27 protein-coding genes are annotated in these 26,326 nt (G+C 56.5%); 15 read left to right on the forward strand and 12 right to left on the reverse strand.

Annotated elements, in window-relative coordinates:
- Positions 1-114 precede the first annotated feature (114 nt).
- The 6 genes from rpoH to ACAM29_RS15300 all read left to right on the forward strand — a co-directional run bounded on the left by rpoH (position 115) and on the right by ACAM29_RS15300 (position 3,705).
- Positions 115-972: an RNA polymerase sigma factor RpoH gene (rpoH, locus tag ACAM29_RS15275; protein WP_091826154.1), complete on the forward strand. Its 858-nt coding sequence runs from the start codon at positions 115-117 to the stop codon at positions 970-972.
- Positions 973-1,071: 99 nt separating this feature from the next.
- Positions 1,072-1,473 carry a DUF423 domain-containing protein gene (locus ACAM29_RS15280; RefSeq protein ID WP_206837490.1) on the forward strand — a complete coding sequence of 134 codons (402 nt, stop codon included), beginning with the start codon at positions 1,072-1,074 and terminating at the stop codon, positions 1,471-1,473.
- The gene (gene thiS, locus ACAM29_RS15285) at positions 1,451-1,651 is read left to right on the forward strand and encodes a sulfur carrier protein ThiS (protein WP_091826150.1); all 201 of its coding nucleotides are present in this window, start codon (positions 1,451-1,453) and stop codon (positions 1,649-1,651) included. Before ACAM29_RS15280 ends, thiS begins: the two co-directional genes overlap by 23 nt.
- Before the next feature lie 56 nt (positions 1,652-1,707).
- Positions 1,708-2,505 carry a thiazole synthase gene (locus tag ACAM29_RS15290; RefSeq protein ID WP_206842294.1) on the forward strand — a complete coding sequence of 266 codons (798 nt, stop codon included), beginning with the start codon at positions 1,708-1,710 and terminating at the stop codon, positions 2,503-2,505.
- A gap of 48 nt (positions 2,506-2,553) precedes the next feature.
- On the forward strand, positions 2,554-3,246 hold the full coding sequence (gene trmB, locus ACAM29_RS15295; RefSeq protein ID WP_091826147.1) for a tRNA (guanosine(46)-N7)-methyltransferase TrmB: 693 nt from the start codon (positions 2,554-2,556) through the stop codon (positions 3,244-3,246).
- A gap of 21 nt (positions 3,247-3,267) precedes the next feature.
- Positions 3,268-3,705, forward strand: coding sequence for a heme-binding protein (locus tag ACAM29_RS15300; protein ID WP_369624624.1), 438 nt, complete (start codon positions 3,268-3,270; stop codon positions 3,703-3,705).
- A 27-nt stretch (positions 3,706-3,732) separates the two neighbouring features.
- Here the strand turns inward: ACAM29_RS15300 and ACAM29_RS15305 are convergent, their stop codons facing one another.
- Positions 3,733-4,197, reverse strand: a complete 465-nt coding sequence (locus ACAM29_RS15305; protein ID WP_369624625.1) for a Spy/CpxP family protein refolding chaperone — start codon at positions 4,195-4,197, stop codon at positions 3,733-3,735.
- Positions 4,198-4,336: 139 nt separating this feature from the next.
- Between ACAM29_RS15305 and ACAM29_RS15310 the strand changes: the two genes are divergently transcribed.
- Together ACAM29_RS15310 and ACAM29_RS15315 are read left to right on the forward strand one after the other, a co-directional pair.
- The gene (locus ACAM29_RS15310; RefSeq protein ID WP_354407949.1) at positions 4,337-5,047 is read left to right on the forward strand and encodes a response regulator transcription factor; all 711 of its coding nucleotides are present in this window, start codon (positions 4,337-4,339) and stop codon (positions 5,045-5,047) included.
- The gene (locus ACAM29_RS15315; RefSeq protein ID WP_091826139.1) at positions 5,044-6,384 is read left to right on the forward strand and encodes an ATP-binding protein; all 1,341 of its coding nucleotides are present in this window, start codon (positions 5,044-5,046) and stop codon (positions 6,382-6,384) included. Before ACAM29_RS15310 ends, ACAM29_RS15315 begins: the two co-directional genes overlap by 4 nt.
- Here the strand turns inward: ACAM29_RS15315 and astA are convergent.
- Positions 6,350-7,393 carry an arginine N-succinyltransferase gene (gene astA, locus ACAM29_RS15320; RefSeq protein WP_354407953.1) on the reverse strand — a complete coding sequence of 348 codons (1,044 nt, stop codon included), beginning with the start codon at positions 7,391-7,393 and terminating at the stop codon, positions 6,350-6,352. The two genes, ACAM29_RS15315 and astA, sit on opposite strands and share 35 nt — an antisense overlap.
- 125 nt (positions 7,394-7,518) lie before the next feature.
- Here astA and ACAM29_RS15325 point away from each other — a divergent pair, with 125 nt between their 5' ends.
- A complete protein-coding gene (locus ACAM29_RS15325; protein ID WP_242530056.1) occupies positions 7,519-7,671 on the forward strand; it encodes an entericidin A/B family lipoprotein in 153 nt (50 codons plus the stop codon).
- A 7-nt stretch (positions 7,672-7,678) separates the two neighbouring features.
- Here ACAM29_RS15325 and ACAM29_RS15330 read toward each other — a convergent pair whose 3' ends face one another.
- The 4 genes from ACAM29_RS15330 to glnK (ACAM29_RS15345) all read right to left on the reverse strand — a co-directional run bounded on the left by ACAM29_RS15330 (position 7,679) and on the right by glnK (ACAM29_RS15345) (position 12,064).
- On the reverse strand, positions 7,679-9,727 hold the full coding sequence (locus ACAM29_RS15330) for a putative bifunctional diguanylate cyclase/phosphodiesterase (RefSeq protein WP_369624626.1): 2,049 nt from the start codon (positions 9,725-9,727) through the stop codon (positions 7,679-7,681).
- A gap of 179 nt (positions 9,728-9,906) precedes the next feature.
- The gene (glnK, locus tag ACAM29_RS15335) at positions 9,907-10,245 is read right to left on the reverse strand and encodes a P-II family nitrogen regulator (protein WP_091826224.1); all 339 of its coding nucleotides are present in this window, start codon (positions 10,243-10,245) and stop codon (positions 9,907-9,909) included.
- Positions 10,246-10,404: 159 nt separating this feature from the next.
- Positions 10,405-11,679, reverse strand: a complete 1,275-nt coding sequence (locus ACAM29_RS15340) for an ammonium transporter (protein WP_091826130.1) — start codon at positions 11,677-11,679, stop codon at positions 10,405-10,407.
- A 46-nt stretch (positions 11,680-11,725) separates the two neighbouring features.
- Positions 11,726-12,064: a P-II family nitrogen regulator gene (glnK, locus tag ACAM29_RS15345; protein WP_091826128.1), complete on the reverse strand. Its 339-nt coding sequence runs from the start codon at positions 12,062-12,064 to the stop codon at positions 11,726-11,728.
- Positions 12,065-12,363: 299 nt separating this feature from the next.
- Between glnK (ACAM29_RS15345) and ACAM29_RS15350 the strand changes: the two genes are divergently transcribed.
- Positions 12,364-12,651, forward strand: coding sequence for an accessory factor UbiK family protein (locus ACAM29_RS15350; protein WP_091826125.1), 288 nt, complete (start codon positions 12,364-12,366; stop codon positions 12,649-12,651).
- 29 nt (positions 12,652-12,680) lie between these two features.
- On the forward strand, positions 12,681-14,195 hold the full coding sequence (locus ACAM29_RS15355) for a YifB family Mg chelatase-like AAA ATPase (protein ID WP_369624627.1): 1,515 nt from the start codon (positions 12,681-12,683) through the stop codon (positions 14,193-14,195).
- Here the strand turns inward: ACAM29_RS15355 and ACAM29_RS15360 are convergent.
- The gene (locus ACAM29_RS15360) at positions 14,164-15,408 is read right to left on the reverse strand and encodes a putative bifunctional diguanylate cyclase/phosphodiesterase (protein WP_369624628.1); all 1,245 of its coding nucleotides are present in this window, start codon (positions 15,406-15,408) and stop codon (positions 14,164-14,166) included. The two genes, ACAM29_RS15355 and ACAM29_RS15360, sit on opposite strands and share 32 nt — an antisense overlap.
- A gap of 227 nt (positions 15,409-15,635) precedes the next feature.
- Here ACAM29_RS15360 and rep point away from each other — a divergent pair, with 227 nt between their 5' ends.
- The gene (rep, locus tag ACAM29_RS15365) at positions 15,636-17,651 is read left to right on the forward strand and encodes a DNA helicase Rep (RefSeq protein ID WP_369624629.1); all 2,016 of its coding nucleotides are present in this window, start codon (positions 15,636-15,638) and stop codon (positions 17,649-17,651) included.
- Here rep and ACAM29_RS15370 read toward each other — a convergent pair.
- The 4 genes from ACAM29_RS15370 to ACAM29_RS15385 all read right to left on the reverse strand — a co-directional run bounded on the left by ACAM29_RS15370 (position 17,626) and on the right by ACAM29_RS15385 (position 23,819).
- Positions 17,626-19,521, reverse strand: a complete 1,896-nt coding sequence (locus tag ACAM29_RS15370; protein ID WP_369624630.1) for an ATP-binding protein — start codon at positions 19,519-19,521, stop codon at positions 17,626-17,628. The genes rep and ACAM29_RS15370 overlap by 26 nt on opposite strands.
- An 11-nt stretch (positions 19,522-19,532) precedes the next feature.
- Entirely contained in the window at positions 19,533-21,779 is a 2,247-nt protein-coding gene (locus ACAM29_RS15375) for an EAL domain-containing protein (RefSeq protein WP_369624631.1), read from the reverse strand.
- 112 nt (positions 21,780-21,891) lie between these two features.
- A complete protein-coding gene (locus tag ACAM29_RS15380) occupies positions 21,892-23,271 on the reverse strand; it encodes a TRAP transporter large permease subunit (protein ID WP_369624632.1) in 1,380 nt (459 codons plus the stop codon).
- Entirely contained in the window at positions 23,268-23,819 is a 552-nt protein-coding gene (locus tag ACAM29_RS15385; protein WP_091826104.1) for a TRAP transporter small permease subunit, read from the reverse strand. Before ACAM29_RS15385 ends, ACAM29_RS15380 begins: the two co-directional genes overlap by 4 nt.
- A 139-nt stretch (positions 23,820-23,958) precedes the next feature.
- Between ACAM29_RS15385 and ACAM29_RS15390 the strand changes: the two genes are divergently transcribed.
- The 3 genes from ACAM29_RS15390 to ACAM29_RS15400 are packed head-to-tail and all read left to right on the forward strand — an operon-like array spanning position 23,959 to position 25,342.
- The gene (locus ACAM29_RS15390) at positions 23,959-24,567 is read left to right on the forward strand and encodes a YjaG family protein (RefSeq protein WP_091826101.1); all 609 of its coding nucleotides are present in this window, start codon (positions 23,959-23,961) and stop codon (positions 24,565-24,567) included.
- 2 nt (positions 24,568-24,569) lie between these two features.
- Positions 24,570-24,827 carry a hypothetical protein gene (locus ACAM29_RS15395; protein WP_369624633.1) on the forward strand — a complete coding sequence of 86 codons (258 nt, stop codon included), beginning with the start codon at positions 24,570-24,572 and terminating at the stop codon, positions 24,825-24,827.
- A gap of 17 nt (positions 24,828-24,844) precedes the next feature.
- Positions 24,845-25,342: a hypothetical protein gene (locus ACAM29_RS15400; protein WP_091826096.1), complete on the forward strand. Its 498-nt coding sequence runs from the start codon at positions 24,845-24,847 to the stop codon at positions 25,340-25,342.
- Here ACAM29_RS15400 and ACAM29_RS15405 read toward each other — a convergent pair.
- A complete protein-coding gene (locus ACAM29_RS15405; RefSeq protein WP_369624634.1) occupies positions 25,331-26,269 on the reverse strand; it encodes an NADP-dependent oxidoreductase in 939 nt (312 codons plus the stop codon). The genes ACAM29_RS15400 and ACAM29_RS15405 overlap by 12 nt on opposite strands.
- Positions 26,270-26,326 lie beyond the last annotated feature (57 nt).

Raw genomic sequence — 26,326 nt, forward strand, 5'->3', positions numbered from 1 at the left:
TTTTTCGGTCGCTTGTTCATGGCAGTGGCGCAGTGGAACTTTCGCGGCTATAAAAGGTCACTGTAACGAGCAATCAATCCTTGGGATTAACGTATTTTGCGAGGTCATTCCTAGATGGGCACAAGCTTGCAAGTTATTGAACATCTGTCACCGGGCCGTAATATCGATGCCTATGTTCAGACTGTGAGTGCGATTCCGATCCTCACTGCAGATGAGGAACGGGAGCTGGCGGAGCGTCTCCATTACCAGAGCGATCTTGAAGCGGCACGCCAGTTGGTCATGTCGCATCTGAGGTTTGTCGTACACATTGCACGCAGCTATTCCGGTTACGGTCTGCCGCTGGGTGACCTGGTTCAGGAAGGCAATGTGGGCCTGATGAAGGCCGTGAAGCGTTTCGACCCCACCATGGGTGTTCGTCTGGTGTCCTTTGCGGTGCACTGGATCAAGGCCGAGATGCATGAGTTCATCCTGCGCAACTGGCGCATCGTTAAAGTGGCGACCACCAAAGCGCAGCGCAAACTGTTCTTCAATCTGCGCTCACAGAAGAAGTCACTGAGCTGGATGAATAACGAAGAAGTGGATGCCATCGCAGCTGATCTGGGTGTTGATGCCAAGGTAGTACGCCAGATGGAAGGCCGCATGGCCTCCAATGACACCGCCTTTGACGCGTTGGCAAGCGAGGATGAAGACAGCCGTTACTTGGCTCCGTCTGCTTACCTGGAAGACCACTCGGCGGATCCTGCCATGCAGCTGGAAGAGTCCAACTGGGAGCAGGAGTCCCAGCGCAGGCTGATGAGCGCCATGGAGGGGTTGGACGAGCGCAGTCGCAATATTCTGGCTCGACGTTGGCTGGCTGACGAAAAGGCCACCCTACATGAGCTGGCAGCTGAATATGGTGTGTCGGCAGAGCGCATCCGCCAGCTGGAAAAAAATGCCATGAAGAAAATTCGCGGTGCGATGCTGGAGGCCTGAGCCCCGGTTTCGTGTCCATCTTAAAGCCGCCGCTGTGCGGCTTTTTTCATTTCAGGCAGGTGGCGCCAAACCGTTATAATGTCTGCTCAGGAGAATCCGATGTCCGCGCGTTTTACACTGACAATCGCTGCAGTGCTGGGAGCCGTGGCTGTAGCACTGGGAGCCTTTGCCGCACATGGCCTGCGCAGTCAGCTGAGTGAGCGCTTACTGGAGGTGTTTCAGATCGGTGTGCAGTACCAGTTCTACCATGTGTTCGCACTCTTGCTGGTAGGGCTGCTGTTGCAGCGAGATGATAGCCGAGGTCTGCGTTGGGCAGCTGTGCTGTTCCTGCTGGGTATTTTGATCTTCAGTGGCAGCCTGTATGTGCTGGCATTGAGCGGCGTACATTGGCTGGGAGCCATCACACCGCTTGGCGGCAGCGCCTTCATTGCCGGTTGGCTGGTACTGGCCTTTTCGATCTATCAACAGGGTAAGAACAATGCAGATTCAGGTGAACGGTGAACCGCTTGAGGTGGCAGAACAGTCAAATCTGAGTGATCTGGTCGCTCAACTGGAACTGAGTGGCAAGCGTATCGCGATCGAGCTGAATCTGGAGATCATTCCGCGCAGCTCACATGCGGATACGCCACTTAAGGCGGGTGATCGGATCGAGATCGTGCATGCGATCGGCGGCGGCTGATGCAATAACCTTGCAACGGCACAGTACATAACCATTTTCATATCAGGGTACAGATGATGTCAGAACTGGAACACAACGATCCGCTGATCATTGCAGGACAATCCTTCAACTCTCGTTTGCTGGTTGGTACCGGCAAATACAAGGATATGGCTGAAACCGGTGCGGCGATTGCCGCCAGTGGTGCCGAGATCGTCACCATGGCCGTACGCCGCACCAATCTGGGCCAGAACCCGGACGAGCCCAACCTGCTCGACGTGATCAGCCCCGAACGCTACACCCTGCTGCCCAATACGGCAGGCTGCTATACCGCTGACGATGCCGTTCGCACCTGTCGTTTGGCCCGTGAACTGCTGGACGGCCATGATCTGGTCAAGCTGGAGGTGTTGGGTGATCAGAAAACCCTCTACCCCAACATCATCGAAACGGTGAAGGCGGCCGAAACCCTGGTCAATGATGGCTTCAAGGTGATGGTCTACACCAACGACGACCCGATTGTGGCAAAGCGCCTGGAAGAGATCGGCTGTGTGGCGGTAATGCCACTGGGCTCGCTGATCGGCTCTGGACTGGGGATCCAGAACCCGCACAACATTCGCCTGATCATGGAGGAGGCGCGGGTGCCGATCCTGGTCGATGCCGGCATCGGTACGCCTTCGGAAGCGGCCATGGCGATGGAAATGGGCTGTGCCGGTGTGCTGGTTAACTCCGCCATTGCCGGTGCACAAAACCCGATACTGATGGCAAAAGCGATGCAGAAAGCGGTGCAGGCCGGTCGAGAAGCTCACTTGGCCGTGCGTATGCCGCGTCGAGCCTACGCCAGTGCTTCATCACCGCTGGATGGCGTGATCAGCAACTGATACCGAATCCGGGTGCCTGTAGGGGCGCCCGCAACAGACAGATACAAAATGACTGAAGAGCAGAAACCGCTGCGCCGTGTGCGCAGCTTTGTGGTGCGTGCCGGGCGCATGACCGAAGGTCAGCAGCGTTCACTGGATCAAAACTGGCCCCGTTATGGACTTGAGCTGGCGGATGGTCGCCTGGATTATGCCGAAGTGTTTGGTCGCGAGGCACCGGTGGTGTTGGAGATCGGCTTTGGCATGGGAGATTCCCTGATCGAAATGGCACGCCAGGCTCCGGAGAAGGACTTTATCGGCATTGAGGTGCATCCACCAGGTGTGGGACGCCTGCTGGCCCGTGCGGCCGAAGAGGAACTGAGCAATATTCGCGTGTACTGCGATGATGCGATTGAGGTGTTGGAGCGCTGTATCCCCGATGCCAGCCTGGATACACTGCAACTGTTCTTCCCTGACCCATGGCCGAAAAAACGTCACCACAAACGCCGCATTGTACAGCCTGAATTTGCGCAGAAAATCCGGCAGAAGCTGACAATCGGTGGTTGTTTTCACATGGCCACTGACTGGGAAAACTACGCCGAGCACATGATGGAGGTGATGTCTGCAGCCGATGGATATCGCAATGCCGCCGGTACAGGGCAGTATTCACCTCAGCCGCAGTGGCGCCCGGTAACCAAGTTTCAAAGCCGCGGTGAGCGTCTGGGGCATGGTGTCTGGGATCTGATCTTTGAGCGCGTCGATTGAGCGCAGTACGGGAGAGCAATGATGAGCGAAAATCTGACCGTCAACCGAGCAACACTGGACTATCGTGCGGCATTGAAAGCGGTTGCGGCCGCTGCCGAGCAGGCCAAAGCGCTGGGCGTGAATGTGAGCATTGCTCTGGTAGGGCGTTCCGGCCAGCCGCTGGCGCAGCTGAGCCTGAACGATGCACCGCCGCAGACGTCGTTGCTGGCCCTGCGCAAGGCGAGGACATCCGCCGGCTTCAAGGTGCCAAGCAACTTTTTCCGTGACAACAACTCGGATGATGTACATCTGCTGGCGGCACTGGATACCCACCCTGATCTGCTGATGTTGGGTGGCGGTCTGCCGATCATCCTCAATGGCGAATGTGTCGGTGCCGTGGGTGTATCGGGAGCCTCTCAGGCAGAGGACATCGCCTGCGCCGAAGCGGCGCTGGGGACGCTCGGAGCGAACGCCGACTGAAGTCGGCTTCGCCCGGATCAGGGAGGCTTATTCAACTCCCCGACCGTGATATCGCTTGCCATTGTGCCGATCACTTCGATCACGCATCTGCTCTAGTTTCTGCTCCTGCTCCGGGGTCAGAATGTCATACAGTGCTGCCTTGTGATCAGCGCGAGCCTGCAGGTGCTTCGCCATCTGCTGCTGTGCCTGCTCAATATGCTGCTGCACCTGGCGGTCATAGTTATCGGCATTCGGATCCAGCCCTCGCAGCCCGTTGCGTGCCATCGCTGAGCGTTCTGGTTTGGTCTGCTGCTGCCAAAGGGTTTTGATGGCGGCCTGCTGATCAGGTGTAAGCGCGAGCTTTTCGGTCATTCGCTCAAGACGTTTTTCCGCTCGCTGCTCTTGTCGGCTGTCACGGTCGCAGTTGGCCTTCTGTCCAGCAAACACCGCAGCACTGCTGCCCAGCACCAGAGAGCCGGCGATCAGGCTGGTCATCAAGGAACGTGTCTTCATGTTTGTTCTCCACTTGTTGCATTCAGATGGCTGCAGTATGGCGCGGTGACAGGCAAAGTTGTGTGCCTGAAGCGTAAAGTTGGGTAAAGCTTTTCCAACCGACAGGGCGGGGGCATTATGATGCCAACAGGAGGACCGAATGATGCAGTCAAAACAGATATTGCTGGTCGATGATGATATCGAGTTGTGTGAGCTGCTGGTGGACTACCTGAGTCACGAAGGCCTTGAACTGGAGGCGGTGCATGATGCCGAAGCGGCGCTGGCCAGGCTGGCGCAGGGCGTGCCTGACCTGATGGTGCTCGATATCATGATGCCCGGTCAGAGTGGGCTGGAGCTGCTGCAGCAGATGCGACCGCGATTCAAGCTGCCGGTTATCATGCTGACCGGGCGCGGCGATGATATCGACCGTATTGTCGGTTTGGAGATGGGTGCCGATGACTATCTGGCCAAACCCTGCAATCCGCGTGAACTGCTGGCTCGCATACGGGCTGTTCTGCGGCGCAGCCAAGGTAGCACAGCGACCGGCAGTATGCCGCAACACGTATTGTCGATGCAGGGGATCTGTCTGGACCCGGGCCTGCGTGAAGTAAAAGTCAATGATGAGGCGTTGGAGTTGACCAGCACGGAATTCAACCTGCTGGCACTGCTGATGCAAAACGCCGGACAGGTACTGGGCAAGGAACTGCTGACAGAACGGGTACTGCACCGCAAGTTGACGGCCTATGACCGGGCGATGGATGTTCACGTCAGTCGGGTTCGGCAGAAACTGGCGACGGCCTTTGGTGAGGAGTGCGATCTGATCAAGACAGTACGCGGTCAGGGCTACCAGTTTGTGCGGGAGGAGTTGTGACAACCCTCTTTCAGCGTCTGCAGTCTGGCCTGTCGCGGGTCTTGGCCAAAGGCTGGTTTCGGCAGCTGTTCTGGAAAATGTTTCTGGTGATCTGGCTGGTGAGTGCAATCGGCATGACCAGCGTATTTCTTTACCTCAGCAGTCGGGTGGACTCGGTGCATCGGCTGGAGGTGCTGGAAGCGCGTGCCCGGGGTCAGGCGCAGCTGATGCTGGAGCGGTATGAAGAGAATGACCCACGCTGGCTGCGAGAGGGGCGGGACCACCATCGTGTGCGGTTGTGGATCTATCCGCAGGGCAGTGATCAACCGATCACAACCTGGCGGCGTGAGCCACCGGCTGATGCTTATGTGTTCAACCTGACATCGGACGCCGGGAGGGAGTACCGCGTGCATGTGCCACGTCCTCCCGATGGGGTATTCGCTGACCGCCTGCTGGGACGCCTGTTTTCGTTGCAGATGGGGTTGATACTGGTAGTTTCTTCACTCTCCGGGCTGTTGTTGAGTGCACTGGTGGTTCGACCGATCCGACAGTTGAGTCGACATGTGCATAACCTGCACCGGCAACAGGACTTGAGTCTCAGGGCCGATGACCGGCTCAGTCGGCGCCGAGATGAACTAGGTGAGCTGAGTCGCGAGTTTGATCAGATGGCGGAATATGTTGAAACGACGCTACTGAACCAGCAACGACTGTTGCAGGACGTGTCACATGAATTACGGGCACCCCTGGCCCGGCTGCAGGCTGCGGCAGGGCTGGCTGAACAGCGCCTTGGCGATGACAACCCTCTGTCACGTCGAATCAACCGTGAGTGTGAGCGCTTGAATGGACTGATTGCGGAAATTGTCGGCTACACCCGACTGCAGCAGGCAGACAGCAACTTTGACACAGAGGTGTTCAGTGTAGAGACGTTGTTTGCCGAACTGGCTGCAGATGTGCATTTTCGGCAGCCTGACCGTCCCGTGCAGATCGCAGTACAGCCCCCGCAACTGAAATTGCACCTGCAACGCTCGCTGCTGCAAAGGGCCCTGCACAACGGGATTGATAATGCACTCAGGCATACACCGGAAACGGCGGCACTGAGGATCAGCGCCAGCCTTAACAATGATACGGTCGAAATTCGGCTGCGAGACCGGGGGCCAGGTGTCAGCCCCGACTTGCTGCCGAAACTGTTTGAGCCCTTTGTGCGGGGCAGTGGGGGGCATGGCGAGGGCTATGGGCTGGGGATGAGCATTGCTCAGCGAGCCATCGTGCAACTGGGCGGAGAGCTGCAGGCGCACAATCACCCGGACGAAGGTCTGGAGCTGATTATCCGCCTGCCCCTGAGTGTGCTGGCAAACTGACCAGCCTGACAGTTTCGCCAGCCTCTACCTCCAGGCAGGCCGCCAACTCGGGGCTGACACGGACCCGGTTAAGGCTGGGATTAAGGCGTGCCTGAGTACAGCGAAAGCCTTGGCAACGGGTATTGCTGATCAGAAAATCGCGAGCATCAGGCGGTACCGGAGCCGTATCAATGACTACTTCGGCTCGGCGGCTGCGACGGATGGCCCGTACTTCGTTCGGCCGGGCCGCCAGTGTCGGGCCAGCATCAAAGATATCTACGTAGTTTTCATAACGGAAGCCTTCAGATTGCAGCAGGCGGCAGGCCGGTTCGGTATTGGGGTGTACCCGGCCGATTACCGCCTGAGCCTCTTCAGGCAGCAGGTGGATATAGATCGGGTGCTTTGGCATCAACTCGGCGATCACCACCTTATTGCCAGAACCGGTCAGGAAATCTGCCTGCTGGTACTGCATGGAGAAAAAATGCTGCCCCAGCCCCTCCCAAAAAGGGTTTCTGTCATGCTGATCGGTAAAACCGCGCATCTCGGCAATGATCCGATCGGCAAAGCGCTGCGGGTGTTCGGCCATGAACAGAAAGCGGGACCGCGACAACAGCCCGCCGCCGCCACGGCCTCGGTAATCCGGTCGAAGGAACAGCGAACACAGCTCGCTGCTGCCAGTGTAGTCATTACACAGATAGAGGGTCTGAAATTCGTTGTGGATATTGAACTGGTGTGACGCATGCACAATGGTACCAATGTGATAGTGATACCAGGGTGCGTCCAGACCAACAGCGGCGGTGACGCCACAGGTACCGAGTACCTCGCCGGTGCCGGTTTCCTCCATTACGAACAGGTAGGTGACCGGCAGCGGCTTTTTCTCCGTGCTGCGCAGAGCCTCGACCGAGCGTTCGATTTTTTGTGCCAGCAGTTCAGCATCATTGGGCAACGAGGTGAATCCCGTGCCTGACTCGGTTGCCACGGTTTGCAGCAGTGCATGGTCATCCATGTCGATGGGTCTTATTCTGAGCATCGAGCCTCCAGCATGGTACCGTTCAGCCTGAGTATAGTCAGCCTGGACACAATGGTCAGGTCCCTGCATGGTGCAGGGGGCTTGGGGGCGCTATGATAAACAAGACTGCAGCAAGAGGATTCACTATGCGCAAAACAATACTTGGCATGCTGTTCGGTGCTTTATTGGTACTCACCGGTGCCAGCGCACTGACCGCTTGCAGCACCATTGAAGGTGCAGGCAAGGATATTGAAAAAGCCGGTTCGGCAATCAAGGAAGCCGCACGCAAGTCTCAGTGATGCTTGGTCAGGTCCCGTGTGACCAACGTTGTTGTAGCTGGCTAAAGGGCACGGGGCGACTGAAATAGAAGCCCTGTCCCGTGCGGCATCCCTGCTGCAGCAGGAACTGTTGCTGCTGTTCGGTCTCGATACCTTCAGCGATCACGTCCAGCCCCAGCTGGCGGGCCATCAGGATGATGGTGGAGGTGATCGCCACGTCATCACGGTCCCCCGGAATATCCTGTACAAACGAGCGGTCGATCTTGAGCTGGTTGACCTCAAGCTTCTTCAAATAGTTTAGTGATGAGTAGCCGGTGCCAAAATCGTCCACCGCGATGGTAATACCACGACGGCGCAGTTGGCGCAGAATATCGTTGATATGACCGAAATTGTTGACCAACAGGCTCTCGGTAATCTCCAGCTCAAGATAATTCCCGGGCAGGCCCGTATCAGCGAGGATCTGGTCGACCTGCAAGATCAGTTCAGAGTCTTCAAATTGCCGTGCCGAAAGGTTTACTGCCATGCGAAAGGGGCGCGTGTACAGACGGCGGATGCGCGCGGCGGTCTGGCAAGCCTGCTCCAGTACCCAGCGCCCGATGGGCAAAATCATGCCGGTTTCTTCGGCGATGGGGATGAACTCGTCAGGGGGGATGTTGCCATCAATTGGGTGCTGCCAGCGCAGCAGTGCTTCCATACCGATTATCTGTCCACTGCTCAGGTCAACCTGAGGCTGATAGTGCAGGTGTAACTCGCCCTGTTCCAGTGCGTGGCGCAGGTCATGTTCCAGTGTCAGCGTACGGCGTGCTTCCGTGTTCATGCTGTGATTGAAAAAGGCAAAGGTGTTGCGACCCGCACGTTTGGCCCGGTACATGGCCAGATCAGCGTTGCGCAGGAGTCCGCTGTTATCGCAGGCGTCGATACCGATCAGGGTGATGCCGATACTGGCACTGGTCTGCAGCTCATGGGTACCGATATCCATCGGCTGCGACAGCAGCGCGATCATTTCACTGACCCGCTCGCGGAGGGTATCGAGGCTGTCCAGATTATCAATCAGAATTGAAAACTCGTCGCCGCCAAGGCGGAATACCCGGTCCTGCTCGGGAATGCAGAAGCGCAACCGGTTGGCCACGGTTTTCAGCATCAAGTCGCCCGCCTCATGTCCCATTGTATCGTTTACCTTCTTGAAGTGATCAAGATCGATCAGCAGCAGAGCATGATACTGCTCTGAGGGCTGTTCCAGTAGTTGATCAAGATGCTGGCGGAAGGCGCGGCGATTGCCCAATTCTGTGAGTGGGTCAAAATAGGCCAGCTGCTCCAGCTGACTCTGGTACTCCTTCAGCTGGGTGATGTCATCCCCTACGGAAACCAGGTGTGTAATGGAACCCTTTTCATTGCTGATCGGGGCAATCGACTGCATCGACCAGTACAGCGAGCCATCCTTGCGTCGGTTACGCAGGGTGCCGCGCCACTTGCGATTGGCGCGAATGGTGCGCCACAGATCACGATAGGTGGTGGGGTCGGTTTCGCCCGAGCGCAGGAGTGCCGGTGTCTGGCCCAGTACTTCCTGCAGACTGTAGCCGGTGATGTCACAGAAACGGGAATTGACGTACTCGATGCGGCCGCTGATATCCGTAATGACCACGGCACTGCCGCTGTTCTCGACCGCGCTGGACAGCTGGCGCAGCTCCAGCTCACGCTGATGATACTGCTGTTCGTCAATCGCCAGTACCAGGCAGCCACACACTTTGCGCTGCTCGTCGTACAGCACGGAAGCATTTAGTTGAAGAGAAAAGCTATGGTGCTGATGCCGACCGCGAAACAGCGACAGGGAAAAGGCGTGCTGGCGACCGCTGGCCAAATGGGCCAAGTTCTTTTTCAGCAACGATCCCAACGGTGCCTGCAGGAAAAGATCCTGTGGCAGCTCGCCCTCTGTATGGTGCAACAGACGCCGCAGTGTGCGGTTGCTATAGTGGCAGCGGCCATCAAGGTCGAGCAGACAAATGCCGGCTGGTGAGTGCTCCAGAGCCGGCAGTAGCTGTGCGACAAGCGCCGAGTTACAAGGTAGCGTGTTGGCCATGACAGGGCGCCATTTGCTGCTGGTCCATCAGAATACCCCTAGTCTTTGTATAAAAAAGCATCATGGCAGGAGAAAGCGGGGTTGGCAACGGTTATGGTGATTCAGAATGGAGACGTTTATGAGGAGGGATGATCTTGGTAGTGTATTGAATGCCCGACAATAATGCCGGGCATTGGTTATCAGAGAGCGTCCGGGCCTGCTTCACCGGTACGGATACGGATCACCTGCTCCAGCGGCATGACAAAAATCTTGCCGTCGCCAATCTTGCCGGTATTGGCGGTTTTGCTGACCGCTTCAATCACTTGATCCAGCATGTCGTCATCAATGGCCACTTCAATCTTGACCTTGGGCAGGAAGTCGACAACATATTCGGCGCCTCGGTAAAGCTCGGTGTGGCCCTTCTGGCGGCCAAAACCCTTGACCTCGGTGACGGTCACACCCTGAATGCCGATATCGGACAGGGCTTCACGAACGTCATCCAGCTTGAACGGCTTGATGACCGCGGTGACGAGTTTCATCATTCAAGTCCTCATGATCTGTGGTAATCCCACGGAGCTCCGGCCGAAAGGTCGGCGGAGAAACCAGTGGCGTCAGTATACCCATAATCAAAAGGCCGCGCATATCGGCGCAGCCTGAAAAACACGCGGGAGGCATGCTTGCCTCCCGGAGTTTTGATCTTATTTCTTGCCACCGGAGAACTCGGGGTAGGCTTCCATGCCGCACTCAGCCAGGTCAACCCCTTCGTACTCTTCCTCTTCGCTGACACGGATGCCCATGATCGCCTTGAGGATGAACCATACCACCAGACTGGCGATGAAGACCCAGCCGAAGATGGACACGATACCCAGCAGCTGTGCACCGTAGCTGGCATCAGCGTTGCTCAGCGGTACCGCCAGCAGACCCCAGATACCCACTACACCGTGAACGGAGATGGCACCGACTGGATCGTCGATACGCAGCTTGTCCAGGGTTACGATGGAGAACACCACCAGTGCACCACCGACCGCACCGATCAGGCTGGATGCCAGAGCGGACGGGCTCAGCGGATCAGCAGTGATCGCTACCAGGCCAGCCAGTGCACCGTTCAGCGCCATGGTCAGGTCAGCCTTGCGGAACCACAGGCGGGCCAGGATCAGGGCTGCAATTACACCGCCGGCAGCAGCTGCGTTGGTGTTCACGAAGACCTGAGCGACTGCGTTGGCTTCACCCACATCAGACAGTTTCAGTTCGGAACCGCCGTTGAAGCCGAACCAGCCCAGCCACAGGATGAAGGTACCCAGCGTGGCCAGCGGCAGGTTGGCACCCGGGATCGCATTGATCTCGCCGTTCTTGCCGTATTTGCCTTTACGAGCTCCCAGTACCAATACACCAGCAAGTGCAGCGGAGGCGCCTGCCATGTGTACGATGCCGGAGCCAGCGAAGTCGAAGAAGCCCGCTTCACTCAGGAAACCGCCACCCCAAGTCCAGTAGCCGGACGTCGGGTAGATGAAGCCGGTCATGACCACAGCGAAGGCCAGGAATGCCCAGAGCTTCATGCGTTCTGCAACAGCACCGGAGACGATGGACATGGCTGTAGCCACGAACACCACCTGGAAGAAGAAGTCGGAGCGGGCTGAGTAGTAGGGCGCATCATCGCCACCGGCCAACACCGCATCAACACCGTTCTCGTCGCCGATCAGGGCGCCAAGGCTTGGAATGATGCCGCCTTCGTCAGAGCTGTACATCAGGTAGTAGCCACACAGCAGGTACATGGTACAGGCGATGGCATAGAGCGCGATGTTTTTGGTCAGAATCTCGGTGGTGTTCTTGGCACGCACCAAGCCCGCTTCCAGCATCGCGAAACCGGCCGCCATCCACATCACCAGTGCACCGCACATGAGGAAGTAGAAGGTATCGACCGCATATTTCAGCTGGGTCAAATCCCCGGCTGTCGCATTGAGTAGTTCTTCCATTGTTTTATCCTCCAGAGAGATAAAAAACGTCGATTGTCAGGCAGGTTCAGAGCGCGTCGTGACCGGACTCGCCGGTGCGGATGCGGATCACCTGCTCCAGACTGGTGACGAAGATTTTGCCGTCGCCGATCTTGCCGGTCTGAGCTGCCTTGGATATCGCCTCAAGTACCTGATCGACAATGTCATCTGCTACGGCTGCATCAATGCGAACCTTGGGCAGGAAGTCGACCACATACTCTGCGCCGCGGTAGAGTTCGGTATGACCTTTCTGACGGCCAAATCCTTTCACTTCGGTGACGGTGATGCCCTGCACACCGATTTCCGAAAGTGCTTCACGAACATCATCGAGCTTGAACGGTTTGATGATGGCTGAGATCAGTTTCATGTTTTGGGTCCTCTTCTCAGTACTCATAAGGCCTGCGTCCTCGGGAGCGGGTTGTCAGGCCGTGTGTACTGACTAAGCGAAGCTTGTGCCAATTTGTTTTTATCTTTTTAAAACAGCAGGTTGCGATTTTTATTGAGGACTGAAAGGGCATTTTCGAATGATATGCGGGTGATACAGGTCTGTTTTCATGCACTGGTTTGGTGCAAGTGCTCTTTTGGTGCACGTTCTGGAATCTGACGCCGAGGCCGATCTGGTTTATAGTAGCGGCATTGAGATGCAACCTTGTGCAGGAGCCCCGGATGATCCACCAGAAATTGATCGATAGCCTCTCCGGCCAGTTTAGCCAGCTGCTGGCCGGACGCCCGGACCTTCCCGGTCAGCAAGAGCTGCAAAGCCAGGTACGCAGCATGCTGCAGGGAACCTTTGCCAAACTGGATCTGGTAACCCGGGATGAGTTTGAAGCACAGCAGGCGGTGCTGATGCGCACTCGCGATAAGCTTGAACAGCTTGAGCAGCGCCTGGCGGCACTTGAACCGTCGGTGGAGAACCCTGCTCCGGCAGCAACGGATAACGATACTCAACTCTGAACCCTTTCCAGCGACACAAGGATCGTGTCATGTCACTTGCTGTTATTCATACCCGAGCCCAGCTCGGAATCGAGGCGCCAGCGGTCACCGTTGAGGTGCATCTGTCGGGTGGCCTGCCCTCAATGTCGATCGTTGGTCTGCCGGAAACGGCGGTCAAGGAAAGCCGTGAAAGGGTACGCAGTGCCCTTATTACGGCCGGATTCGACTTTCCTCAGCGCCGTATCACCATCAACCTGGCACCGGCTGATCTGCCCAAGGAAGGTGGCCGTTATGATCTGGCGATTGCCGTGGGTATCCTGCTGGCATCCGGCCAGTTGAAGCGCTGGAAGGGCAGCGAAGCAACCGAAATGATCGGTGAGCTGGCGCTGTCCGGTGCGGTACGACCGGTAAGGGGAGTTCTGCCGGCTGCCGTGGCGGCAGGTCGCAGCGGCCGCAGCCTGATAGTGGCACTTGATAATGCGGCTGAAGCAGTGATGGCACAGCGCACGGAAGTGTTTGCGGTGGGCCATTTGCTGGAGTTGGTGGCGCATCTGACCGGCAAGCAGCGGCTGGAGCCGGTGCTGGGCTCGCTCTCTGTTACACCTGTTGAGGAAGGGCCTGATCTGGCCGATGTGAAAGGCCAGCTACAGGCGCGTCGGGCGCTGGAGGTGGCGGCTGCAGGGGGACACAACCTGTTGTTTTCCGGGCCGCCCGGCAGCGGTAAAAGTATGTTGGCGGCACGGTTGCCGGGATTATTGCCGCCACTTGAGACTGAACAGCAGCTTGAAGTGGCCGCAATCTGCTCCGTTGCCGGGCATGATGTTCGACCAGCCTGTCATGGCGTGCGCAGTTTCAGGGCACCACACCATACGGCCTCGGCGATTGCGCTGGTGGGTGGTGGCAGTCACCCCCGTCCCGGTGAAATATCGCTGGCGCATCAGGGGGTTCTGTTCCTGGATGAATTGCCCGAGTATCCGCGCCGTGTACTTGAGGTCTTGCGTGAGCCACTGGAAACAGGCGAGATACTGATCTCCCGTGCAGCGCGGCAGACCCGCTACCCGGCCCGATTTCAGCTGGTGGCGGCGATGAACCCCTGCCCCTGTGGCTATCATGACGATGGGACGGACCGTTGTATCTGCACCCCCGACCAGATTCGGCGCTACCAGCAAAAGATCTCCGGCCCTTTGCTGGATCGGATCGACCTGCAGCTGCAGGTGCCGGCACTGCCACCCGAAGCACTGCTGCAGCCGGATCAGCCGGGGGAGTCCAGTGCTCGTGTGCGTCAGCGGGTGGTAGCAGCCCACGTACGGCAGCTGGAGCGGCAGGGCTGCATGAACCGAGAACTTGGAGGCCGTGATCTCGAAGCATATTGTGCGCTTGATGATGCGACTCGCGCCGTGCTGGTCAGGGTGATGCAGCAGACCCAGCTTTCGGCCAGGGCCTGTCATCGTTTGTTGCGGGTGGCCAGGACGTTGGCAGATCTGGCGGGAGAAGAGCGAGTGGGTCAGGAACAACTGCTGGAGGCACTGGCTTTCAGGGGGCTTGCTGGCGCTGACTGCGACTGAGCAGGGTCAGAAACTGCTCTTCGCAGATGGGGCGGCTGAAGAAGTAGCCCTGAACCTGATCACACTCATGCCGAATCAGAAACTCCAGCTGCTCGCGGTTTTCGACCCCTTCTGCAATCACCTGTTTGTTCAGGTTGTGAGCCAGGCTGATCATGGCACGCACGATCTCCTCATCGTCCGTGTTACCGGGTATGCCGGCAATGAAGGACTTGTCGATCTTGAGCGTGGCGACCGGCAGCTTCTGCAGCAGGCTGAACGAAGAGTATCCGGTACCGAAGTCATCCAGTGAAAATTCCACGCCCAGCGCGCTGAGTTGGGTGATCGATTCACGTACATGTTCTTCGTCACTGCACAGTGCCGTTTCGGTCAGCTCAAACTCCAGGGTTCGGGTATCGATCAGGTGCTGTTTGATCAGGCGTTCAATGGTGGTCGCGAGAAAGCGGTCCTGAAACTGTCGGAACGACAGGTTGACACCAATACGACCCTTCAACCCAGAGGCCAGCATGTTCGGCAGTGACTTGCCCACCTGTTGAATGACCCAGTAGCCGAGTGGCACCACCAGCCCTGAAGCCTCGCAGTCGGGAATGAAATGATCCGGAGTGAGCAGACCGCGCTTGGGGTGCTGCCAACGGATCAATGCTTCGGCGCCGCAGATACTGCCTTCGTGCAGGTCGATGCGTGGCTGATAGAAGAGCACAAACTCTTCCCGCTGCAGAGCGCGCCAGAGTTCGGGATTATAGCTGGATGTGGGTTCAGGGTTCTGCAGGTGCTGCAGCTGTTCCAGCTTGCGCAGCCGATCATGGCACTGCAGCAGGTTGCTGCAGTAGCGCAGCACGCGGTGCAGGGTGGTTTCACAGGCTCCGGAGGACAGAATGTGATCGTTACAGGGGTCCGTCAGCAGCGCCTGCCAGCGCTGGTCAGGCGGCTCTTTCAGCAATAATACAGAAGGGGCAATGGGGCAGTGCTTGCGTAGGTGGTTCAGTGTGCGGCTGGCGTGCTCGGGGCAATCGGTTTCCAGCAGGATGATCAAAGAAGAAAACTGTTGCAGGATGGGGACGGCGTCTTCTGGGGAGCGGCAGCGATACAGGTGCCCCTGCCACCAGGGTTCCAGCCAGCTTCGCCAGCTTGTTTCCAGTACATCAGACTCGCTGATCAGTACCAGGGCTGGGTGTCCGGGTTCTGTCGGGTTTAGCGGCTCATCATCTGCCAGCATGGTACTGCTTCCCCTTTACACCTGAATAATACCTCCGCAGAGGGTCTGAATTTCATCAGGGGGCCATGTCATAATAGGCGATTGCCATGATCGACGTTCGAGGTTATCACGCTTTGGTGATGGCCAGAAGTACGCGATCCAGCCTTCTGTTTGCAGTATTACAGCAAACAGCTGTATCAAAACTGTATCGGCCGGTATCGATCCGGGTTTAATTTTTTCGAGGTGACATGAGCAGACTCAATCCACGCCAGCGCGAGGCGGTGCACTACATCGGCGGCCCTCTGCTTGTTCTGGCCGGTGCCGGATCTGGCAAAACCAGTGTGATCACGCGGAAAATTGCCTGGATGGTGCAGGACGCGGGCATCGAAGCGCGTCGCATCGCCGCCGTCACATTTACCAACAAGGCCGCGCGTGAAATGAAGGAGCGCGTTAGCCAGTTGCTTGGCAAACAGGAAGGGCGAGGCCTCACTGTGTCTACCTTTCATACCCTGGGGCTGTCGATCATTCGCCGTGAACGCAAGCATCTGGGACTGAAAAGCGGATTTTCGCTGTTTGATGATCAGGACAGCAAGGCACTGCTGCGTGATCTGATGCTGCAGAATGACGAAGATACCGACCAGCTCAATGAGGTGCAGCACCGGATCTCCAACTGGAAAAATGACATGCTGACGCCGGATCAGGCGCTGGCAGAGGCTCAGCTGCCACAGGATATTCTGGCAGCACGCGCCTACGAGGCCTACGATCGCCATCTGCGAGCCTACAACGCGGTGGACTTTGACGACCTGATCCTGCTGCCGGTGCAATTGTTCAGCAACCATTCCGATGTGCTGGAACGCTGGCAGCGCCGTATTCAGTACCTGCTGGTGGATGAATATCAGGACACCAACCTGTCCCAGTACCGTTTGGTACGCCTGCTGGTGGGGCACCGCAGCGGTCTCACCGTAGTGGGGGATGATGACCAGTCGATCTACGCCTGGCGCGGTGCTCGGCCGGAGAACCTGGCCCAGCTGCAGACCGACTTTCCCAGCCTCAAGGTGGTCAAGCTGGAACAGAACTACCGCTCCACCAGCCGCATTCTGAAAGCGGCCAACACCCTGATCGCCAACAACCCGCATGTGTTCGAGAAAACCCTGTGGAGCGAGATGGGCTACGGCGACCCGATCCGGGTGATTCATACCCGCAACGATGATGCCGAGGCGGAGCGAATCGCCACCGAAATTCTCGACCGTCATCTGCGTGAACGGATCGGCTTCCGTGATTTTGCCGTCCTGTATCGTGGTAACCATCAGGCACGTCTGATTGAGATGAAGCTGCAGCACTATCAGGTGCCCTACAAACTCAGCGGTGGGACCTCCTTCTTCGCCCGGGCCGAGATCAAAGACCTGATGAGTTACTTTAAAGTGTTGATCAACCGCGATGATGACAACGCTTTCCTGCGCATCATCAACCTGCCGCGGCGCGAGATCGGCCCCAGTACCCTGCAACGTCTGGGCGAATACGCGTCCGGGCGTGAAGTCAGTCTGTTCGACGCGTGTGGCGAGCTGGGGCTGGAGCAGGTCTTGCCGGCACAGGCGGTGGAACGGCTGCGCCGCTTCTGTGATTTGATCGACCGTTTGTATCAGCGCTGCCGTGACGGTGACCCCATCGCTGCCATCCATGAACTGATGGACGAGATCGATTACCCTGGCTGGATCCGTCAGAACGCCTCCAGCGATGTGGTGGCCGAGAAGCGGATGCAGAATGTCTACTTTCTGATCGAGTCACTGCAGTCCACGCTGGAGCGGCTGCAGGAAGAAGATGAAGGCGCAGGTATCGAGGACGCGATTGCTCGGCTGGTGCTGCTGGACATGCTCAACCGGCAGGAGGAAGAAGACGATTCTGATCGGGTACAGCTGATGACCCTGCATGCCTCCAAGGGTCTGGAGTTCCCCCATGTATTTCTACTCGGTATGGAAGAGGAGCTGCTGCCGCACCGTAACAGCATCGAAATGGATACCATCGAGGAGGAGCGCCGGCTGGCCTACGTGGGTATTACCCGGGCGCAGAAAACACTCACCATGACGCTGGCCAAACAGCGGCGGCAGTTTGGCGAGTGGATGGACTGCACACCCAGTCGATTCATCGATGAATTGCCGCAGGAAGATCTGGAGCGTGAGGGGTTGGGTGAAGCGAGCCCGGAACAGAACCGGGCCCGCGGTCGTGCGACGCTGAACGGGCTCAAAGGGTTGCTGGATGATCTGTGACCGAGACCGGAATGTCTATGGTAAAGCATGTTCCGCCGTTTTGAGTACTGCTCACCTGTATGCTGCCCATGAGTGTTTGTGTAACCCACTGTTGTACAAGATGTAACCCAAGACCTGTGTGTCCTTTGCCTCGGCCTGCGGTTACAAAAGGATCGAATAATTTGGGATGTATTTCAGGTGCTATGCCGCAGCCATTATCCTGGACGCTCAACTGTATGGTGTGACCGTCCTCCCTTAATACCCCACGTAGAACAATTTTCCCACGCTGATCTGGTTTAAAGGCATGACTGAGCGCATTGCTGATCAAGTTTTGCAGAACCTGAGACACAATGCCTGGATGACTGAACATTTCACATGGGGGGATGTCACTTTCCAATGATACAGGTGAATGCTTGAGCCTTGGGTTTAACGTGAGTATTAAGTCCTGAACACAGCTTTGTAGGTCGAAATGTGATGGCTGATCTTGGTTCCGATCAATGGCTAGGCGCTTAAAGCTTTTAATCAGCTCGATGGACTTGCCGAGATTCTTCTGAGCAAGAGACAACCCTTCGTCAGTGTGCTCGAGAAAATTCTGCATCTGTTCTCGTGTCAAGGTTCCGGCCTGAACAGAATTTTTAAGCTGCCGATGGGCGGTTGAAAGTGTGCTGAGGGTGACGAGGGCTCCTCCTGTGGGTGTATTCAACTCGTGAGCAACACCCGCCACCATCATGCCCAGCGATGACAATTTTCGTGTTTCCACCAACTCGTCCTGAAGTTTTTGCTGGCGTGATAGAGACTGCCACAGCTCCTCATTGGTATGTTGAAGCTCTTTCTGCTCCGCTTTGAGTTGCTCTAGCAGCGCCATTCTCTGAGCTTCCCCTTGCGCAATTCGGTACAGCACGCCACCCAATAGCAGCATGACCAACAGGCTACCTGAAAGGGTTGGGAGTAATACAGACCGACGCAGTGATGCAAGCAGGTCAGGTGGAGTTGTGAGTACCAGGTACCAACCGGAAGGAGAGAGCGTTTTCTCCTGCGTATGTGCTGTAATGTGAGCGTAGCTCCATAGGCGCTCATCGATCCTGAGGCCTCTGGCGCTGGACGATTTGGTCATATGCTGCCACAGACTTGGAAACTCATTTTGAATCACCAGCTTGGGTTGATGATATATGAACCCCCACTCACGCCAGAGCTCGGGATGCAAAAGCCAATACCCGTCTGCGTTGACGATCTCTGTTTGAGTGTCTGCGCTGTGCAACTGGCGCACCTCATCAAACAGCTTTCTCAGGCTGAAGTTCAACACCAGCAAGCCATTGTGTAAACCGTCGTTTACCCCGGTGCGTACACTGGTGCGCAGTGTCGGGTTGGGGGGCATTTCCAATACGCCATTTTCAATGTTCAGGTCTAATGGCGAATAATAAACCTCATCAGCAGATACCGATGAGCCTGACTGAAAGTAATAACGGTCGTTCTTGTTTTGCAGCGTATGCTCAGGAGCCGTGATGGTGACACCGTTTCTGACATTGACACGAATCCGTTCCTGTCCAGCACTATCCAGCCAACGCAGCTGAGATATGAGCGATGATGCGCGACTGAAACGCACCAGTAGCCGCTCAAGTGCATCTATATCCGGGGGAGCGGTTTGATCAAGACCACTTTGTAAGGGGCCACTTCGCTTCAGCAGCATTGTCAATTGGCCGAAATATCCCAGCTCGCGACTGAATCGATTGCTTATCTGATCAATTAGCTCATTGTGACGTGTTTCGATGGGCTCCAGCTTGAGGCGGAACAGTTCGGAGTAGGCAAACCATGCACTAACCACAATGGTTGCGGTCAATGGCAACATGAGGATGAACCAAATTGACAGCACTCTGCGCTTTGAGACCCGCATGATAGGCCCCTCTATGGATTCAGAATGTGGTGCTGAGCCCACTCAAGTGCCTGTGCGACCGGCATGGGTTTTGCGAACAGGTAGCCTTGGCAAACGACACACCCTTTTGCAATCAACAATTGACGTTGCTGCTCGGTTTCGACCCCTTCGGCAACGACGTGAAACCCGAAGCGATCACTAAGACGCATGATCATTTCGATGATATGGTTCGCGCCTTCTGACTGCCCTAGCCGTGCAACAAAGGTTTGATCTATCTTCAAAGTAGAGGCTGCCAGCTCTGTGATGTGGGCCAATGATGAGTAACCGGTACCAAAATCGTCGATGCTGACCTTCATACCCAGTTGCAACAACTTCCTCAACTGTGTGGCAATATGCTGGTATTCGATCATCGCCTGAGTTTCAGTTACTTCCAGCTCAAGCAAATTGAAGGGCAACCCCGATGCCGTAACCATTTTCAGCATCTCATCAAAATAGCCAGGGCGGAGGAGGTCGTTTGATGAGGTATTGAATGAGATGGGCAACCTCAGTCCTGCTTGAATCAGTTGATGTGCCGCTTCCAGTGTTTTTTTGAGAACGAATAGATCCAGCTCACTGATTAGCCCCGCAGCTTCTGCAACAGGGATGAACTCGCTCGGTGGCGTCATGGAACCATCATCTTGCTGCCAGCGAACCAGCGCCTCGAATCCTACGGCTGCTCCCGTGACGATATCGACTTTAGGTTGGAGAGCAATGCTTAGTGCTTCCGCTTGTAAAGCCTTTCGCAGCTCATCCAGCATGTGGTAGCGCTGGCGCATGACCTGTTGTTGGGAATCATCATATTCGATAAAACGTTTACCGTCGTGTCTGGCTGACTCTACAGACAGTTCGGCCAATCTGAGAATCTGTTCGGGCTCTCTCGTGTCACAGCCTGACAGGGGCAGCAAAGCAGTTGCGTATGAGATCTGATGCTCACCGCCGTCAATCAGCAATGGTTCAGGCAGTATTGTAGAGAAATCATGCAGGGAGTGTGATGTATTCTCTGGGATTAAGATGGCAAATACATGCCGATCAATACGCGCGAGTAGCAGCTGTTCGGTGATGGACGCCTGCAAGTGCCGGTGAACACTTTTCAGTGTGCTGTTGCAGAACGATTCACCAAAATACAGCGCAACTTCGTTCAAATTGTCCAGTGATATTACGAGCAATTGATGTTGGCACAGCGTGGAAGGGGATAAAGCCCTCAGTGTGCGTTTCAGGTAGTTACGATTAGGGATATTCAGCAACGAGTCTTGATAGGCAATACGTGTCAGCCGGTTATAAAGCGACAGGTTGGTGAACCCGTTGTTGATATTTTCACAAAACACTTCCAGCATGCTGACTTCGGGTGACGTGAGTTGGCGCTCCGTTTTGACAAGCACCAGGTAGTCATCTGTCTTATTGCTGCCAGCATAGTCATCTGTCTTATCGTTGTCGGCAGGAAAATACAGCAGCGTGTAGTGCTCAAGGTACAGGTGCTGTCGCTGGGAAATCGCTATTGAGCAGAGCTGTTGCAGGTCTTGATCTTCCAAACGGTCCAGCGTGTGCCCCTTGAGATGCTGAAAAGCACCACAGGCCGCTAGCGTATACGTTGTGTTCTGGTGCACAGAAGGTGAGAAGCGCAGCCTGCATATGAGGCCACCTGTGTCGATGTTGAGCAGTTTTAGCAAAGAGGACAAAACGGTTTGTGTATAGCTGTCTAGATCCCGACGTTTGCTGAGTGCCTGGGAGGCGTCAACAATCAACTGTAATCCTTGTCGGGCCTTTTCCAGCTGGGCTGTACGTTCCCACACACGCAGGTTGCCGGTAATGACCGACAACAGGTGCTCGTGGGTCAGCTCCGATTTGCACCAGTAATCGTCAATTTCAAAGTGCTCCAGCAGGTCCTGGCGAGGAGGTGTCATCCCCGGCTGCCCTGTCAAAAGTACTATTCTGACCTGGTTATTGCCGATGACATCACGAATGGTACTGACCAAGCGCAGGCCTGCGTCATCACTTTCCATTACGACATCGAGCAGGATAAGTGCAATGTCTGCATGTTCTGGAAGTACTCGTGCAGCATCAAGGGCCGACTGTGTGCAAATGACCTCCAGTGGTCGACCGGCAACCTTGATGCAAGACAGAGCGTGCACCAAGGATGCCTGGTAGACAGGATCATCCTCGACACTCAGCACTTTCCACGGTCTAAATGCCTCTTGGGAGACAGTAGATGGCTCAAACTTGAATAGATCATCCGTCGGCATAGCTCTCAATCCTTTTTCCTGTTACGCCCAAGTGGTCAAAAAACAGGCAGCTTCAGCATGGTTTACAAAAATCCGTTTGTAAATGCTGCTTGCGTCAGATGATCATGAGAAATTATCCATATACAAATTTGGGCAGCCAGGTGGCCAGCCCGCTCTGCCAGGCAATCAGCGCCAGTACCAGCAACTGAATCATGATGAATGGCACCACACCCTTGTAGATCTGTCCGGTGGACACGCTGTCGGGCGCCACCCCGCGCAGATAGAACAGGGCAAAGCCGAACGGCGGTGTCAGGAAAGAGGTCTGCAGGTTGATCGCCAGCATGACACCCAGCCAGATCGGGTCCAGCCCCATGCTCAGCAGAATCGGCGCCACAATCGGCACCACCACAAAAGTGATCTCGATGAAGTCGAGGAAGAAGCCGAGCAGGAACACGATCAACATCACTACCGCCATGGCGCCGACAACGCCGCCGGGCAGGTCGGTCAGAAAGTCACTGACCATCTCGTCACCGCCGTAGCCACGGAACACCAGCGAAAAGATTGATGCGCCAATCAGGATCATGAACACCATGGAACTGACCTGAGTGGTGGAGCGCATTACTGCGTGAAGGGTCTTGAGGCTGAATGCCCGACGCATCATCGCCAACAGAATGGAACCCACAGCACCCACCGAGGCGGCCTCGGTGGGCGTCGCAAAGCCGCCCAGAATGGACCCGAGTACCAGCCCGATCAGCAGCACAGGCGGCAGCAGAGCCTTCAGTGCACGCATCCAGAGGTTGGTGATCTGGCTTAACTCTTCAGCGGGAATGGCCGGTACCGCCTTTGGGCGGGTGATCGCTACAAACACCATGTAGCCGATATAGGCGATCACCAGCAGCAGGCCCGGAATCAGCGCGCCAAGGAACAGATCTCCCACGGTGACAGTATCCGGCGAGAAAATGCCCCGATCGATCTGCGACTGTTGATAGGCAGACGAGATCACATCCCCCAACAGCACCAGTACGATTGAGGGTGGAATGATCTGGCCCAACGTGCCCGAGGCGCAGATGGTACCGGTGGCAACGGCCGGGTCATAGCCCCGGCGCAGCATGGTTGGCAGCGACAGCAGCCCCATGGTCACAACCGTAGCGCCCACGATGCCGGTACTGGCGGCCAGCAGCATTCCCACCAATGTCACCGAGATGCCGAGACCGCCGCGCATGGAGCCGAACAGCGCCGCCATGGTATCCAGCAGCTCTTCGGCGATCTTCGATTTCTCCAGCATTACCCCCATGAATACGAACAGAGGCACCGCAATCAGGACTTCGTTGTACATCACACCGAAGATGCGGTTGGGCACAGCCTGCAGAAACACGCTGTCAAAGTGACCGGTCAAAATGCCGACGCCGGCAAACAACAGGCCTGTGCCGGCCAACGCGAAGGCAACGGAATAGCCCATCAGCAGAATGAAAATGGCGCCGACAAACAGCAGCAGAGGCAAATACTCGATCACAGTGCGTGCTCCTCTTCAGCAGCGGGCAGATGGGCGTTGCCGCTGATCACCAGAAGGCTGCGCAGCAGTTCTGCCAGTCCCTGCAGGATCATCATGGCAGGCATGACGAGTAGTGCGGTTTTAAGCAGATAGCGATAGGCCAGACCGCCTGATTCTTGCGAGGCTTCCTTGATGGACCAGGATGATGCTACATAGTCCCAGGACATCCAGAAAATGAAAATGCACACCGGCATAAGCAGAAACAGGGTGCCGAACAGGTTTATCCAGGCCTTGCCCTTCTCGCCCAGCGGACGATAAATGATGTCCACGCGCACGTGGCCGTCGTGCTTCAGGGTGTAGGCAGCTCCCAGCAGAAACACCAGGCTGTGCATGTAAATGATGGATTCCTGCAGTGCCGTATTGCCCTGATTGAACACGTAGCGCTGTACGACGACAACGAAGGTACCCAATACCATCAGCAGGGTCATCCAGGCGACCGTGCGCCCGGTCCATTCACTGAAGCAGTCCAGGCAGCGCACCAGCACTGCAGCGGGATGAGATTGGCTCATTGTATTTCTCGATTCTGTGAGTGTGACAACGGTGCGAAAGTATATCAGTAAAGTCTGGTATGGCATTAATGCAGATGACTACAGCTTGAGCCGGCTGTGCCGTACAATAGACCTCAACACATCCCAAGCGGAGACACTGATGAGCGAAATGCTGAACCTGGAGCGCGAGCTGGAGACATTTGAACCCTGGCAGTTGACCGCCTTTTCCGCGGCACTGACGGAGCGCATGTTCCCCAACTTTGCCCTCTTTGCCCGGCTGGTCAACTTTGGTGACCCGGCTCGAATGCGTCTGCTGCTGGATGGCGTTTGGGATAGCCTGGCTGGCACCGGTGCCAGGGTAAACTTTGAGGTCCAGCTGGATCAGGTGGAAGCCAACATGCCGGACCTGGATGAGTACGACATGTATGGTGCCCTGCCGGCACTGGACGCGATCGTAGCACTGAATGCCACTATCAACTGCCTGCTGGAAAAAGACCGCTCAGAGGCTGCTAACGTGGGCCAGCTGTCCCGCGAAAGTGTGGCGACCTTTATCGAAGTCACCGAAAGTGATGACGAGCTGTCTGACGAGGATCTGGTCAGGCTAATCAATACCCATGAGCTGATGCAGGCCGAAGATGGCTTTCGTGACGAAGTGATCGAACGGCTGCAGAATCAAAAACAGCCGAGTGCAGCATTTGTGCGCGAGTTGCGTGAGTTGGCGCGCAATGAGGGTGTCAGCAACATCGGCATCAGCGACGAAGACGACTGATCATGCTCAAGCTCGGTCTGTTATTGCTGGTGTTGCCGGGTATGCTGCTGATGGGTGCTTACCTGTATGACCTGTCGCTGGTCGAGGCCTGTCTCGACTGTGGCGGCTCTTGGGACTATATCGAAGCGCGCTGTGACACCGAACGGCAGCACCCTTTTGTACCCTATATGGCGCGGCACCCACTGCTGGTTAACGGTGGCATGCTGCTTTCAGTGCTGGGGCTGCTTTTGTGTATCGCAGGCCTGTACCGGCGTCGTTAATCCTCAGGAGTTTCTGCATGTGGAAAAAAATTCTGCTGATACTGGTCGTGCTGCCCCTGCTGTTCGTTCTGTTTTTGTGGCAGGTCAACCCGAGCTGGTGGCAGTCGATGAAGGCCGAGTGGCTGGCCGAATTCAATGCCGAACGTGCCGAGGCGGCTGCCAACTGGCGCAATGATGGGCTGGCGTTCGGTCGATTGAATAATCAGCAAACCTGTCTGGAGCAAAGCCTGAGCAACTTTGACGGCTGTACCGGGTTTGACTGCACTGTCAACTATGGCCGCTTTCTCCGGGCCTGCCTGGAAACCGCACAGATCAGCGAGGGTTTCTGCGAAGCGGTACCGGGTTTTCGTGAAGAGCCGACCGAAGATGACAAGGCCTGGGCCAAGGATGAGTGTTGGGGCCGCAACATTCGCGGCGAAGGCTGCCGCCTGCTGATGCGTCAGCAGCAGCTGTTCTGTGGCCCGGCAGAAGATGAAACGGCGGCATCCCTGCCTAAACCCGAGTCAGATGGTTAACACCAGTTTGCCGCGCACATGCCCAGTGGCGCTCAGGCGGTGTGCCTCGGCTGCCTGATCCAGCGGCAAGTTGTCGGTCAGGTTCAACATCACCTTGCCGCTGGACGCCAGCATTGCCAGCTCATGTAACTGGCCGGCGTCCGGTCGGGCACGAATGCCGCTCACTTTAAGCCCCTTGGCCTCACCGGCCGCGATCACCTCGGCAGCCGTGACGGAAGGCAGGGTGATCATTTTGCCATGGGGCTGCAGACAGCTCAGAGCACGGATGGCCGTTTCACCGCCAACACCATCGATAATCAGGTCCGCGTCATGAATCAGATTGTCTACCTGCTGACGCTGGTAATCGATGATGTCGTCACAGCCCAGGCTTTGCAGGAATGCCTTGTTGCCATGCGAAGCTGTGCCGATCACATAGGCGCCTTTCCACTTCGCCAGTTGTACTGCCAGATGGCCGACGCCACCCGCAGCTGCGAGTACCAGAACCGACTGACCTCCTTTTAGCTCACCGACTTCAAACAGGGCTTGCCAGGCGGTCAGGCCCGCCAGTCCGAGTCCTGCTGCGGTTACCGAATCCAGTGCACTGGGGCGCTGACAGATCTGGTCAGCCGGGGCGATCAGATACTCGGCATAGCAGCCGGCCGGCTGCGGAAAGCGGATAAACCCCATGACTTCATCACCCTGACGCACGTTGTTGACGCCGTCACCCAGAGCTTCAACACGGCCGGCGAACTCCCAACCGGGGCAAAAGGGCAGGGCTTCAATGAAACTGCTGGCGCCACCACCGGAGCAGGTTTTCCAGTCGATCGGGTTCACTCCGGCCGCGTGGTTGCGGATCAGTACCTCATCCGGCCCCGGTTGTGGCTGTTCCAGCTCGTTGAGCTGCAGGTTTTCGGGCCCGCCAAAGGCGTGGATACGGATCGCTTTCATGTGTACTCTCCCCGGATTGTTCGGCTGGTGTGAGCCGCCGTCATCAAACGTTAACTG

This window comes from Marinobacterium sp. BA1, assembly GCF_041155135.1.
Lineage (GTDB): Bacteria > Pseudomonadota > Gammaproteobacteria > Pseudomonadales > Balneatricaceae > Marinobacterium > Marinobacterium iners.

Excerpts from the sequence above, each read along its gene's own strand:
- rpoH (WP_091826154.1), top strand. The coding sequence starts at position 115 with ATGGGCACAAGCTTGCAAGTTATTGAACATCTGTCACCGGGCCGTAAT.
- ACAM29_RS15280 (WP_206837490.1), top strand. The coding sequence starts at position 1,072 with ATGTCCGCGCGTTTTACACTGACAATCGCTGCAGTGCTGGGAGCCGTG.
- thiS (WP_091826150.1), top strand. The coding sequence starts at position 1,451 with ATGCAGATTCAGGTGAACGGTGAACCGCTTGAGGTGGCAGAACAGTCA.
- ACAM29_RS15290 (WP_206842294.1), top strand. The coding sequence starts at position 1,708 with ATGTCAGAACTGGAACACAACGATCCGCTGATCATTGCAGGACAATCC.
- trmB (WP_091826147.1), top strand. The coding sequence starts at position 2,554 with ATGACTGAAGAGCAGAAACCGCTGCGCCGTGTGCGCAGCTTTGTGGTG.
- ACAM29_RS15300 (WP_369624624.1), top strand. The coding sequence starts at position 3,268 with ATGAGCGAAAATCTGACCGTCAACCGAGCAACACTGGACTATCGTGCG.
- ACAM29_RS15305 (WP_369624625.1), bottom strand. The coding sequence starts at position 4,197 with ATGAAGACACGTTCCTTGATGACCAGCCTGATCGCCGGCTCTCTGGTG.
- ACAM29_RS15310 (WP_354407949.1), top strand. The coding sequence starts at position 4,337 with ATGATGCAGTCAAAACAGATATTGCTGGTCGATGATGATATCGAGTTG.
- astA (WP_354407953.1), bottom strand. The coding sequence starts at position 7,393 with ATGCTCAGAATAAGACCCATCGACATGGATGACCATGCACTGCTGCAA.
- ACAM29_RS15325 (WP_242530056.1), top strand. The coding sequence starts at position 7,519 with ATGCGCAAAACAATACTTGGCATGCTGTTCGGTGCTTTATTGGTACTC.
- ACAM29_RS15330 (WP_369624626.1), bottom strand. The coding sequence starts at position 9,727 with ATGGCCAACACGCTACCTTGTAACTCGGCGCTTGTCGCACAGCTACTG.
- glnK (WP_091826224.1), bottom strand. The coding sequence starts at position 10,245 with ATGAAACTCGTCACCGCGGTCATCAAGCCGTTCAAGCTGGATGACGTT.
- ACAM29_RS15340 (WP_091826130.1), bottom strand. The coding sequence starts at position 11,679 with ATGGAAGAACTACTCAATGCGACAGCCGGGGATTTGACCCAGCTGAAA.
- glnK (WP_091826128.1), bottom strand. The coding sequence starts at position 12,064 with ATGAAACTGATCTCAGCCATCATCAAACCGTTCAAGCTCGATGATGTT.
- ACAM29_RS15350 (WP_091826125.1), top strand. The coding sequence starts at position 12,364 with ATGATCCACCAGAAATTGATCGATAGCCTCTCCGGCCAGTTTAGCCAG.
- ACAM29_RS15355 (WP_369624627.1), top strand. The coding sequence starts at position 12,681 with ATGTCACTTGCTGTTATTCATACCCGAGCCCAGCTCGGAATCGAGGCG.
- ACAM29_RS15360 (WP_369624628.1), bottom strand. The coding sequence starts at position 15,408 with ATGCTGGCAGATGATGAGCCGCTAAACCCGACAGAACCCGGACACCCA.
- rep (WP_369624629.1), top strand. The coding sequence starts at position 15,636 with ATGAGCAGACTCAATCCACGCCAGCGCGAGGCGGTGCACTACATCGGC.
- ACAM29_RS15370 (WP_369624630.1), bottom strand. The coding sequence starts at position 19,521 with ATGCGGGTCTCAAAGCGCAGAGTGCTGTCAATTTGGTTCATCCTCATG.
- ACAM29_RS15375 (WP_369624631.1), bottom strand. The coding sequence starts at position 21,779 with ATGCCGACGGATGATCTATTCAAGTTTGAGCCATCTACTGTCTCCCAA.
- ACAM29_RS15385 (WP_091826104.1), bottom strand. The coding sequence starts at position 23,819 with ATGAGCCAATCTCATCCCGCTGCAGTGCTGGTGCGCTGCCTGGACTGC.
- ACAM29_RS15390 (WP_091826101.1), top strand. The coding sequence starts at position 23,959 with ATGAGCGAAATGCTGAACCTGGAGCGCGAGCTGGAGACATTTGAACCC.
- ACAM29_RS15395 (WP_369624633.1), top strand. The coding sequence starts at position 24,570 with ATGCTCAAGCTCGGTCTGTTATTGCTGGTGTTGCCGGGTATGCTGCTG.
- ACAM29_RS15400 (WP_091826096.1), top strand. The coding sequence starts at position 24,845 with ATGTGGAAAAAAATTCTGCTGATACTGGTCGTGCTGCCCCTGCTGTTC.
- ACAM29_RS15405 (WP_369624634.1), bottom strand. The coding sequence starts at position 26,269 with ATGAAAGCGATCCGTATCCACGCCTTTGGCGGGCCCGAAAACCTGCAG.